Here is a 12,275-nt window from a genome sequence, read left to right as displayed (position 1 = left end):
TAGTATGCGGGACGATCAATACTCGTCGTCGCGGAAGCCGAATTCTTTCAGCTGTCCTGGTTTGTTGCGCCAATCCTTTTGAACTTTCACCCACAGTTCAAGGAATACCTTAGAGCCCAATAACATTTCGATATCGCGTCGTGCTTTTGTACCGATTTGCTTCAATAAGGCTCCTTGTTTCCCAATGACAATCCCTTTTTGGGAATCGCGATCTACAATAATGGTCGCCATGACATTGACAATATTTTTGTCTTCATCACGAGCGATTTTCTCAATAACTACCGCTATCGAATGTGGAACTTCTTCGCGTGTCAGGTGAAGTACTTTCTCACGAATCAATTCTGATATAATGAAACGCTCTGGATGATCGGTTACTTGGTCGTCCGGATAATATTTAGGACCTTCTGGAAGATACTTGTTGATCGTCTCCATTAAGCGTTCAACATTATTGCCGTTTAATGCGGATAACGGAACAATTTCTGCGAAGTCATATTCATTAACATAAGATGTAATGATTCCTAGCAAATCATCAGGATGAACGAGGTCAATTTTGTTGATGACTAAGAACACTGGTGTATCTGAGTTCTTTAGCATTTCAATAACAAAGCGATCTCCAGGTCCGATTTTCTCGTTAGCATTCACCATAAACATAATGACGTCTACTTCTTTTAATGTGTTCTTGGCAGACTTCACCATAAAATCACCTAGCTTATGCTTCGGCTTATGAATCCCTGGTGTATCAATGAATACAATCTGTGAAGTATCGCCCGTGACGACCCCTTGGACCTTATTACGAGTAGTTTGAGGCTTATCACTCATAATAGCGATTTTTTGACCGACTACGCGATTCAAAAAAGTCGACTTTCCAACGTTCGGTCTTCCTATTATCGAAACAAATCCTGATTTAAAATTACTTGGCGCCATATTCGAGGTCCTCCTTACGAAACGCACCAGGTATCAGTTCTCCAACGGTAGTGTTCAGAACATCACCTTTAAGATTCGTTAAATAAACAGGCATATCTACAGAACAAAATTCAGAAATCACTTGTCGGCATGCGCCACACGGTGAGATCGGTCCATCTGTATCCCCTGTCACAGCTAGCGCTACGAACGAACGATTGCCTTCAGATATTGCTTTAAAAAAAGCAGTACGTTCTGCACAGTTTGTCATGCTATAAGCTGAGTTTTCAATATTACATCCTTCAAATATGGTCCCGTCTTCTGTAAGTAAGGCAGCGCCTACAGGAAATTTAGAATAGGGTACATATGCATTATGCATTGCATGTTTTGCATGCTCCATTAGTTGTTGTTTGTCCAAAAATCTCACTCCATTCGTTTACATCAGCCATTTCGGCAAAAAGATTAGCAACCCAATTATCGCACTGGCGATAGAAAAAACAAGCACAGCCCCGGCTGCGAGGTCTTTTGCTTGTTTCGCTAAAGGATGCCTTTCTTGTGTTACTAAGTCTACCACACGCTCAACTGCAGCATTCATTAATTCTAATGCAATCATCAGTCCAATAACAGTGGTAATAATTATCCACTCAAAGTAACTTAACCCTGTCCACCATCCTACAACGATCACAACAATCGCTGCCACTAAATGAAACTTAACGTTCCGTTCCCTAGTTGCTCCATGCACAATTCCCATCCAAGCGTAGCTGAATGCTTTGAAAAATGCTTTCACCGCATTATCTCTCGAGTCCGAACGACTTTAAGATGTCATCTTGTCGACCGAACATTTTCTTTTCATCGTTTTCCGTCATGTGATCATATCCAAGCAAGTGCAAAAAGCCATGCAATGCAAGGAAACCAAGTTCTCGTTCTACACTATGCCCATACTCTTCGGCTTGCCGTTGAGCGGTTTCTACCGAAATTAATAAGTCACCCAAATGACGTGGCATATCATCGGCTCCGATAATAGCCGCTTCTCCTTCGCCCTCTTCTTCAAGCGCAAAAGAGATAACGTCTGTTGGCTGATCTTTCCCTCGGTAATCTCGATTGACCTGTTTTATGGCGTTATCATCTAAAAAAGTGACAGACAATTCAGTTCCGGCTTCAAGCCCTTCTGCATCAGCAGCAAAAGAAAGGAGCTTCTGAATCAGTTGTTCAGCAATTTGCCCATCACCATTTATTTCATCTATAAAATCGATTTCTAACATATTACTCCCTCCTCTGTTTCCTCATTTTGGGTATTCAATCCGACTATGAAAAATACCGTTCAACGTTTCACAAATCACTTGTTCCACTTTACGGATTTCTTTCAAGGACAACTCACATTCATCGAATTGGCCATCATTAAGTTTGTCCTTCACTATCGATTTAACCAAACTTGAGATTTTTTCAGAAGTCGGTTCTTTCATAGAACGAACGGCCGCTTCACAACTATCTGCAATTGAAATGACTGCAATTTCTTTTGTTTGCGGTTTTGGTCCATAGTATCTAAAGTCATCTTCTACTACATCTTTACCTTCTTCTTTTGCTTTAAAATAAAAGTACTTTAAGAAACTGGTTCCGTGGTGTTGACGTGCGATGTCTATAATTTGTTGTGGCATCTTCTTTGTGGCAAGTAGATCAGCGCCATCTGACGCATGAGCAATAATAATATCTCGACTTTCTTCAGGTGTTAGCTGATCGTGAGGATTGACACCATGTTGGTTTTCGATAAAATACAAGGGTCTTACAGTTTTGCCAATGTCATGATAGTAACTGCCAACTCGAGCAAGTAGTCCATTCGCTCCAATTGCCTCACACGCCGCGTCGGCTAAATTGGCGACCATCACACTGTGATGATACGTTCCTGGTGTTTCTGTCAGCACCTTTTTCAATAGCGGATGGTTTGGATTAGACAACTCGACTAGACGCATATCCGAAACAATTCCAAATATCGATTCAAAGAATGGTAACAAACCGATTGTAAGCGCTGCTGAAAGTATTGCCGAGCTGATAGCAGCTATTGCATAGAATACGAGTTCTGAAAGCGTGTACGTCGATTGTGTCATCAGTAAATAGAACGCAACGTACAACAAATTTGCAATGGCAACCGCCAAGCTTGTTCTCATAATCGTAAGTCGTCTTCCACTTTCGCCAAGGACAAGTAGTGCTGTTACGCCACTTAGTAGGAAATACAATACTACTTCCATTTGCATGATGGACGTAACGCCTTCTTGTAAAATAAGGCCACTTGTTGCGGCAGTCATTACTACAGATAGAATGGCTAATCGTTCATTCGTAAGAATTTTCACTAGTAAAGGAGCTAATGCGGCAGGAAAAAGAAAAGAGACTTGGACATCGAACTCTTTTTCCAATAATCCTGTAAGCTTCATCATTACAATAATCAAAAAGAAAATTGAGTAAAAGATGAGTAGTGCTTTCTTTAAGACTTGTTTATCTTCTTTTCTTGACATGAAATGAATATAGACCAGACCCGATAAAAGAACAATCAAACAAATTAGTGCAACTATCGGTTTGATGGATGTTTGGTTTGTCAGCATTCCCGTTACTTCAAGCTGACGGTATATTTCTTTGTCAATCACTTGACCTTCCCTTACAATCACTTGCCCTTGAAGAATTCTGGTAGGTTCTATACTGTCTCGAGCCTGTTTTAATCGTTCCTCTGTCAATTCCTCGTTTATGGTTTCTGTAGGGACAATTAGCGGGCGTACTAGTTGAATCATCGTTTGAACTTGTCCATCAGGAATTTTTGAAGACGTTCTGATTTTACGCTCAGCATCATATTGTGCAACCGTAACATCTTTTGCTTTAATCGGTTTCGATAGTTCCTCTGCCACAATTTTAGTAAGTTCAGAGCGCATCTCTAGTAATACTGATTCATTTTCAGTGAGTAATCCTGTTAAGACAGTTTCACTCAAATAAAAGTCTGGTTCAGTCTCTTTTAATTCCTTTAACTTCTTATTCATTTCACGAATTGCAGCTTTCATTGAGTTTGCTGAAATCGTCTCTTCTTCACTCAATGTACTTTTTTTCACTTCAAGAATATAATCGAACAACGAGGTTGCGATCGACTGTCGATTGGTAGAAATCTCTTCATTGAACTGATAAACAGGTGGTAGTTCTTCTGAAACACGGTCACGCTCTTCTTCTGTTTTCGCAGTATCCTCCACCGTTTTTAAAGATCGGAGCGTACTTGGCGCAATTTGAAATGTAGTTAACTCATACGTCTCTTGCTTTACATCATCATAGATAATAAAAAACAGAAGGACTGCAGACAATCCAATAACCAACCAGGCAATTACGTGAAATTTTAAGGACTTGATAAGTTGGATCAACGGCTTTAGCATCCCTTGAATCCCCTTTCAGTCTGAAATACAAAAAAGTATGTAAGGAGCAGCCCGGTTAGGACTGCTCTTCTTCGTATGCATCGATAATTTTTGCAACAATAGGATGTCGGACTACGTCAGCTGGTTCTAAGTATTGGAAGTGAATTTCTCGAACTTTTGACAAAATGGATTCCGCTGCAATGAGTCCGGACTTTGAACCCTTGGGTAAATCTATCTGTGTCTTATCTCCCGTAATGACCATTTTAGAACCGAAGCCCAATCGAGTTAAGAACATTTTCATTTGAGCGTGCGTCGTATTTTGAGCTTCATCAAGAATGACAAACGCATCATCCAGTGTACGTCCTCTCATGTAAGCGAGCGGCGCAATTTCAATGGTTCCACGCTCTATTAGACGTTCCGTATGTTCAGCTCCTAACATATCATGCAGCGCATCGTAAAGCGGCCGCAAATACGGATCGACTTTATCTTTTAAATCACCAGGCAAGAAGCCTAAACTCTCTCCTGCTTCCACAGCTGGTCTCGTTAAAATGATTCTTTTTGCAGAACCAGTTTTCATGGCATGAACTGCAAGTACAACGGCCAAATATGTTTTCCCCGTTCCAGCAGGTCCTATACAAAACGTCAAATCGTTCTGCCGGATAGCTTGAACATATTCACGTTGTCCTATTGTTTTAGCGCGGATCACTTTTCCTTTACTGTTGCGAGCGATTTCCACATCATACAGTTCGGCAAAGTATTCAATAGTACCATTATTCACCATTTCAATAGCAGTTGCAACATCTCGTTGGTTTATTTGGATTCCTTTACGAATCACTTTCAACAATTGTTCTAAAAGTTGTTTCGCTGCATCTGTATTCTCTTCCGACCCTTTGAGAGATATCGTTTCACCTCGTGACAGTACAGCAACGGATAGATTTTCTTCAATCAGCTTAATGTTCTGGTCGGAAATTCCAAGTAACATGATCGCTTCGTTTGGATCTTCTAGATGTAGTTGTAGTTGTTGTTCACTCAATCAATCGTCTCCCCCTTGGGATAATGGTCTTTTTACCGCAATGTTTTCGTTGATCAAAAAAAGTATAGTCCCTGTTACTTTATCACTATCAAACGTCACCTGTAAAATATTTTCATCCTTTATATCCTTTTCAAATGAGGTTTCAGATAATAATTTGTGTTTTAATAATGGGACTAAAATTTTTTTCTCCATGCCTTCTTCTAAAGTAATAGTCTTTATGGTGGTATCCACTTCTTCGTTCCATTCTACAATTTTCCAGAATGGACGAGTTGACGATTTTTGTTTAAGCCAAGGCAAGTGCCATTCTACAAAGACACGCTTTTCCCCAGCGGCAGCGTATTGAACCGTTTTAGGTAATGAGAATTTGTACTCGAGCCAATAATCCGCAAAAACAGCACCTTCTGCTCCTACTACTGCCACCTTGTCACCTTGCTTTAATACGCCTGTCGCCAACAGATCCCCTTTTTTAACGGTTTGGTTGAGCCGAGCTACCCTTTCTCCACTTTTCAGCTGAAAGCCTGTAATAACTCCTCCAGTGCGCGCTGCTAGCTCACCAGGTTTTCCTGTTTTTTCAATCTTGCTTGAGGTTTTGGGTGAAATCATCGGGATAACAGTAAGTGTGGCACCCTTCTTTTCAAATCGTACCCAGGATAAATCAGGCTCATCCGTCATAATTTGGCTCCTGATCGTTCCTTCATCTGGTAGCTGACGCAACAACTTCATCGGAACTACTGATGACTTTTTCAAAGTTTGTTCGATTCGTTCAGCAATTTCAGGATGCTCCGCATCAACATTTACTTGCCACAAAAACATGGAAGCGAGAAACGGGATGATGCAGAGTAGTAAGCCGACCCACGAATGGAATAGTCGATTGAATGGGGTTCCATCTCCTAAGCGCTCTACATGGACTTTTAATTTAATTCGTCGTCTATTTGCCCGAATGTACTTTAAACCACTTTTGTCTGTACGAAACCAAACGGCACCGTCTATGTGCTCAAGTCTAGAAACACGTTTCTTATTCTGAATCATCTCATTGACTAGATGGGCAGGCTTTCCTTCACCTTTCAATTCTACGTCATATTGCTTACGCTTCATACACCTCTCCTTCCTTCGTGTCTTTCATAATTCGAAGTTCGTGTAACTCAGTGAAGGAGAGTAACGCTGATTTTTCCATTAGCATGTCAAAATGAATGTCAGTGCCTTTAATATGGATGACATAGCCTTCCTTACGTAACTTCGCGTAATTTTCGGAAATGATCACCAACTCATATCCTCCAAGTACTTTGAGTGAAGTTAAATCTTCCAGTGAAACTAAAGATCCCATTTCAAATAGTTTTCTCAACGCATTGACCCCCTATACCATTCTTATGCTCGGTACAGGGGGTCAATGCGTATTGGTTTATTGTTTAGATTTAGGCGGTCCCAGAATTTCTGAAAACACGACCCCTCTCAGGATATCTTGTTTGCTCGTAACATCGACATTAAGGGATTCGCTCTTCACAAACCGATGTTGGTCTGGATTATGCGTCGAGAGTCTACCCGAAGATCGTGTGTTCGCCTGTCTTTCTGCGCGAACTGGTTTTGTATTCACTAACTTCTTCACAGGTTCTTCAGGGATTGAAACAGGTTCAATCGGTGTCGTTTGTTGCGTCACCGATTTCCGCTGGTCTTCTTGAATTTCTTTATAAATTTCACCTGTAAGCTCTTTTAACCTTTTAAAAGGATCCATTTGTCCAGAAGAAGACCCCTGCCGCGTTTGAGACGCTTCTGTCCTTTGCGGCATTGACTGTCTACCTGAACTAGGTCTATTAGGAGGCTCCGTATTTTGAGGTGTCCCTTGCTTCCGAGTTTGATCGTCGCCCTTATTCTTTTTACCGAATATCGTACTGAGAAGTCCGATCACAATCAGAATTATTATTTGTTCCATCAGCACATCCCCTTTCCGGGAAGTTGCGGCTAACCATTAGTTCTTCGGCTTATTGTCCTGATCTCCAGAACCGCTTATTTTCCCGATGGAATCTCTCATACCTGTATCCGCTTGGAGATTCTTGTAATTCATGTAATCCATCACGCCGATGTTACCACTACGAAGTGCTTCTGCCATAGCAAGTGGTACTTCAGCTTCAGCTTCCACAACTTTAGAGCGCATCTCAACAACTTTGGCACTCATTTCTTGTTCGCTAGCAACAGCCATTGCACGGCGTTCTTCCGCTTTAGCTTGTGCAATATTCTTATCCGCTTGTGCTTGCTCAGTTTGAAGTTCTGCACCAATGTTCTTACCGATGTCAACATCAGCAATATCGATTGAGAGTATTTCAAATGCTGTTCCAGAATCCAATCCTTTTGTAAGAACTGTTTGAGAAATCAAATCAGGATTTTCTAGTACCTTTGCATGATCGACTGAAGAACCGATTGTACTAACAATACCTTCACCAACACGCGCAACAATTGTCTCTTCACCAGCACCACCAACGAGGCGGTCGATGTTCGCACGAACTGTAATACGCGCTTTCGCTTTTACTTCAATACCGTTCATCGCAACACCTGCAATGAATGGTGTTTCAATAACTTTAGGATTTACAGACATTTGTACGGCTTGCAACACGTCACGACCTGCAAGGTCAATTGCTGCAGCACGTTCGAATGTAAGTTCAATATTCGCACGTTGAGCTGCAATTAGTGCATTTACAACTCGGTCAACGTTACCACCAGCAAGGTAATGACTCTCTAGCTGATTAATCGTCACATCCACTCCAGCTTTGTGTGCTTTAATGAGTGGGTTTACAACACGACTCGGAATAACTCTACGGAGACGCATTCCTACGAGTGTTAAGATACTCACTCTAACGCCTGCAGATATTGCGGAAATCCACAATGCGACAGGTACAAACGTAAAGAACACAGACAACACTATAATCGCAGCGACGGCGATTACTACAATCCCAATTAGACTACCACTGATCATTATTCATTTCCCTCCATTTCTTGAAGTTCCCGAACAACTGTCCGAGATCCTTCAACTTTCACTATCTTAACACGCTTTCCTTTATCAATGTAGCTTCCTTCTGAAACGACATCAATTCGTTCTCCGTCTAACACGATTGCTCCTGATGGACGTAACGGTGTTAAAGTGATTGCTGTTTTGCCAAGCCAATCAATGCGGTTTACATTCGAAACATATCCGCTTTCCGTATCCGTTGCGTCCATAAGAATCATTCTGTTCAACAAATGCAGTTTCTTTCCAAAGAATTTCATAATAACCACCATCCCCGTTGTAGCAATTATTAGTGCAATGAGCACAGAAATCGCCATATATGCAGGATTCGCACCTGCCATTATAATACTACCGGTGACAGCGACTGCACCTGCTATTCCTGCAATCCCATGGGGCAAGAACAACTCTGCGACAATCAATCCCGCACCAAGGAGGAACAAGAGAATCGCTTCGTAGCCTGCTAAACCAGCTATCAAATGTCCGTAGAAAAAGAGTAATAGCGCTGAACCCCCCATTGTACCCGCAACTCCAAATCCAGGGGAGTACAATTCTACGATTAATCCAAGTCCTGCAATTGAAAGTAATATTGGAACAACTACAGGATTGGTAATGAATCGTGCAATCTGTTCACTAAATGTTGGATTGGTAGATATAGTTGTTGCATCTTCCATCCCAATTTCCGTCAACAACTCATCATAAGTAGCGACTGTTCCTTCACTGTAGCCTACTTCTACGGCTTCACGATCAGTCAATGTTAATAACTCACCTTTACCTGCACGGAATTCCGGGAGATCTTCCTCTGGATTTGCCATGGCCAGCGCAAATTTAGGATCACGTTTTTGTGACTCAGCTGCATTTTTCATATCTGCTGACCAAGCGCTTCGAGCTTTCTTATCTGCCGCATTACCAGAACCGTCAATCACTGCCGAAGCACCCATTTTAGAGCCAGGTGACATATAGATTTCGTCTGCATGAAGGGCGAGAAAAGCTCCTGCTGATAAAGCCCGTTTGTTAATGTATGCAACAATTTTAGGTTCAGTCTCATCCATTAACTTCGCGATTTCACCTGCAGTATCTGTAAAGCCACCTGGTGTATTGATGTCAAGCACAATAACATCTGCCCCTGCTTTTTCAGCCTCATTGAAAGAACGCTTCAGAAACGCATACAAGCCCTTTTCTACTTCATTATGAATAGGAACTTTGTAAACGGTTCCAGTTTTCGCTAGAGAAGTATTCGAAAATGGAAGTACAATAGCTGATACGATAAGTGTCAAAAGCAGAAATCCTCTAATGAGCTTCTGCAAAAACCTCACCTACTTTCTAAGTTGATTGTCCTTTAAGTATACCTATTATACGGACGAAACACACGTAAGTTTCACTCTGGGGAAAGTTTCTTGTGAATAATTTGCGACTGTTAACTTTTTAGATTTAATGAATTCTATGAACTCCTAACAAGAATTAACTTTATTTGTGAATATAAAAAAGTAAGCCAGAAAATCCATAGGATTTTCTGGCTTACGCGCATTTTACTGGGTTAACGTTGCTTTAAGCAAACAATATAGGAGTTAATCAGAATTTGCGTTTACGAGCAGCTTCAGATTTCTTTTTACGCTTAACACTTGGCTTCTCATAAAACTCATGCTTTCTTACGTCTTGTATCGTACCACTCTTTGATACAGTACGTTTGAAGCGGCGAAGAGCATCTTCAAGTGATTCGTTCTTACGAACAGTTGTTTTAGTCATCTCTTGTCCCTCCCTCCGAACACACTTCGAACATAGCATACTGCTATGTACTTGAAAATTATAACGTATTATTTTCTAACGGTCAATATAAAAGTTGAAATTAATAGTCGGATTTTGACTGAAGGCCATTCATGATTGCTACGCCAGAGCTTGCTCCAATGCGTGTTGCACCTGCTTCCTTCATAGCCGTCAAATCTTCTAAACTACGAACTCCACCCGACGCTTTAACACCCATTTCAGGTCCGACTGTGCTGCGCATCAATTTCACATCTTCTACTGTTGCTCCACCAGTTGAAAATCCTGTAGAAGTTTTTACAAAATCTACTTTTGCAAGAACGGACAACTCACAAGCTGTACGCTTTTCTTCATCAGTTAACAACGACGTCTCAATAATTACTTTTACGATTGCTTTGCCTGCTGCTGCGTTTACAACCGCTTCTATATCTCGTTGAACTGCTTCTGTATCCCCACTTTTTAGAGCGCCGATGTTAATGACCATATCAATTTCACTTGCGCCGTTTTCAATTGCATTTTTCGTTTCAAATGCTTTAACCTCTGATGTTGCTGCACCGAGTGGGAAACCGATAACTGTGCAAGTTTTTACAGATGTCCCTTGAAGCAATTCAGCAGCGGTTTTTACCCACGTCGGGTTCAAACATACTGAAGCAAATTCATATTGTTTCGCTTCATTACAAAGCTCTATAACCTGTTCTTTTGTAGCATCTGCTTTTAATAATGTGTGATCGATCATTTTTGCTATTGAATTCATAATTATGACCTCCTGGAGGATGTACGTACTTCTTCCATCATATCAGAATCAATCACAATAGAAAAGAAACCACTAGGCACAATGCCCAGCGGTTTCGATTAATGGACTAATTCTTGTTCTTCTTCCAGCACTCTAACGAATTGTCCTTCGTTGTACGGATATCCTGCTTTCAATAATTTCACGCGAACGATTTTACCGACCATTGATTCTTCAGCAGGAAACACCACTTTTAAATAATTGTCGGTGTAGCCTACGTACAAATCACTTTCCGGATCTTCTTGGAATTTCTCTTCCGGGATAACTTCTAGAACTTCACCTTCAAACTCGGCTGCATACTGCTTTGCAAGCTGATCATTCAGTTCGATTAGGCGATGAACGCGATCATTTTTCACATCTTCATCCACTTGGTCTTCCATGCGTGCTGCAGGTGTCCCTGTACGTTTAGAATACGGGAATACGTGCAACTCGGAAAATCGATGATCACGGATAAAATTATAGGTCTCCATAAACTCTTCTTCCGTTTCACCCGGGAATCCTACAATCACATCTGATGTGATTGCTAAATGAGGCAATGCCTCACGAAGACGATCCAATCGCTCAGCAAAGAACTCCATCGTATATTTACGTCTCATTCTTTTAAGTACTGTATTAGAACCTGACTGGATAGGAATATGCAAATGGCGCACGATGATAGATGAGTTATTTAACACCTCAATCACTTCATCAGTTAGTTGACTTGCTTCAATCGAACTAATTCGCAGTCGTTTTAAACCTTTTACTTTCGTTTCAAGGTCGATCAGCAACTTAGCAAGATTGTAGTCTTTCAAATCCTCACCATAGCCACCTGTATGAATCCCTGTTAAAACAATTTCCAAATACCCAGCATCGACTAACTGCTGAGCTTGGCGAACAACTTCTTCCGGATCGCGGGACCGCATTAGTCCACGAGCCCATGGAATAATACAGAATGTGCAGAAATTGTTACATCCTTCTTGGATTTTCAATGATGCACGGGTACGGTCTGTGAATGCAGGCACATCCAGTTCCTCATACACCCGATTTTTCATGATATTACGCACAGCATTGATCGGCTGGCGTTCTTCACGATATTCTTCAATTAATCCAAGCAATTTCGTACGATCTTGAGTTCCGACGACGATATCGACGCCAGGGATCGCCATAATTTCAGCAGGTGAAGTCTGTGCATAACAACCGGTTACACAAATAACTGCATCTGGATTTTGACGAACTGCGCGCCGAATGACTTGGCGGCTTTTTTTGTCACCAGTATTGGTTACAGTACATGTATTAATGACATAAACATCAGAGTTTTTTTCAAAGTCAGTACGTTCATAGCCAGCATCTTTAAAAAGCTGCCAGATTGCTTCAGTTTCATAGTGATTCACTTTACAGCCCAATGTATGGAAGGCAACCAATGACATCAGCTGCTCACCT

14 protein-coding genes are annotated in these 12,275 nt (G+C 41.3%); all 14 read right to left on the bottom strand.

What is annotated here, in order from left to right; translation table 11 throughout:
• Positions 1–15: 15 nt before the first annotated feature.
• The 14 genes from era to mtaB all read right to left on the bottom strand — a co-directional run bounded on the left by era (position 16) and on the right by mtaB (position 12,262).
• Positions 16–924 (bottom strand): GTPase Era, encoded by a 909-nt coding sequence (gene era / locus M3197_RS05655; RefSeq protein WP_251659449.1) that lies wholly within the window; start codon positions 922–924, stop codon positions 16–18.
• On the bottom strand, positions 911–1,318 hold the full coding sequence (locus M3197_RS05650) for a cytidine deaminase (RefSeq protein ID WP_251659447.1): 408 nt from the start codon (positions 1,316–1,318) through the stop codon (positions 911–913). The genes era and M3197_RS05650 overlap by 14 nt, the downstream gene beginning before the upstream one ends.
• Positions 1,319–1,336: 18 nt before the next feature.
• The gene (locus M3197_RS05645) at positions 1,337–1,651 is read right to left on the bottom strand and encodes a diacylglycerol kinase family protein (RefSeq protein WP_251660118.1); all 315 of its coding nucleotides are present in this window, start codon (positions 1,649–1,651) and stop codon (positions 1,337–1,339) included.
• Positions 1,652–1,691: 40 nt separating this feature from the next.
• Positions 1,692–2,162 (bottom strand): rRNA maturation RNase YbeY, encoded by a 471-nt coding sequence (gene ybeY, locus M3197_RS05640; protein ID WP_251659445.1) that lies wholly within the window; start codon positions 2,160–2,162, stop codon positions 1,692–1,694.
• A 21-nt stretch (positions 2,163–2,183) separates the two neighbouring features.
• Positions 2,184–4,301: an HD family phosphohydrolase gene (locus M3197_RS05635; RefSeq protein ID WP_251659441.1), complete on the bottom strand. Its 2,118-nt coding sequence runs from the start codon at positions 4,299–4,301 to the stop codon at positions 2,184–2,186.
• A gap of 55 nt (positions 4,302–4,356) precedes the next feature.
• Positions 4,357–5,313, bottom strand: coding sequence for a PhoH family protein (locus M3197_RS05630; protein ID WP_039041695.1), 957 nt, complete (start codon positions 5,311–5,313; stop codon positions 4,357–4,359).
• Entirely contained in the window at positions 5,314–6,408 is a 1,095-nt protein-coding gene (locus tag M3197_RS05625) for a sporulation protein YqfD (protein WP_251659440.1), read from the bottom strand.
• The gene (locus tag M3197_RS05620) at positions 6,398–6,655 is read right to left on the bottom strand and encodes a hypothetical protein (RefSeq protein WP_251659439.1); all 258 of its coding nucleotides are present in this window, start codon (positions 6,653–6,655) and stop codon (positions 6,398–6,400) included. The genes M3197_RS05625 and M3197_RS05620 overlap by 11 nt, the downstream gene beginning before the upstream one ends.
• A gap of 57 nt (positions 6,656–6,712) precedes the next feature.
• Entirely contained in the window at positions 6,713–7,240 is a 528-nt protein-coding gene (locus tag M3197_RS05615) for a YqfB family membrane protein (RefSeq protein WP_251659438.1), read from the bottom strand.
• A 36-nt stretch (positions 7,241–7,276) separates the two neighbouring features.
• Positions 7,277–8,278: a flotillin-like protein FloA gene (gene floA, locus M3197_RS05610; RefSeq protein ID WP_251659437.1), complete on the bottom strand. Its 1,002-nt coding sequence runs from the start codon at positions 8,276–8,278 to the stop codon at positions 7,277–7,279.
• A complete protein-coding gene (locus tag M3197_RS05605) occupies positions 8,278–9,612 on the bottom strand; it encodes an NfeD family protein (protein ID WP_251659436.1) in 1,335 nt (444 codons plus the stop codon). The genes floA and M3197_RS05605 overlap by 1 nt, the downstream gene beginning before the upstream one ends.
• 265 nt (positions 9,613–9,877) lie before the next feature.
• Entirely contained in the window at positions 9,878–10,051 is a 174-nt protein-coding gene (rpsU, locus tag M3197_RS05600) for a 30S ribosomal protein S21 (protein WP_025784794.1), read from the bottom strand.
• 100 nt (positions 10,052–10,151) lie between these two features.
• Positions 10,152–10,823 (bottom strand): deoxyribose-phosphate aldolase, encoded by a 672-nt coding sequence (gene deoC / locus M3197_RS05595; protein WP_251660116.1) that lies wholly within the window; start codon positions 10,821–10,823, stop codon positions 10,152–10,154.
• A 95-nt stretch (positions 10,824–10,918) separates the two neighbouring features.
• Entirely contained in the window at positions 10,919–12,262 is a 1,344-nt protein-coding gene (gene mtaB, locus M3197_RS05590) for a tRNA (N(6)-L-threonylcarbamoyladenosine(37)-C(2))-methylthiotransferase MtaB (protein ID WP_251659435.1), read from the bottom strand.
• Between the last annotated feature and the right edge of the window lie 13 nt (positions 12,263–12,275).

Origin of the sequence: Sporosarcina aquimarina (genome assembly GCF_023715615.1) — a bacterium.
GTDB lineage: Bacteria > Bacillota > Bacilli > Bacillales_A > Planococcaceae > Sporosarcina > Sporosarcina aquimarina_A.
The sequence above is the reverse complement of the archived record's forward strand: the minus strand, read 5'-3'. Positions and strand labels throughout refer to the sequence as shown.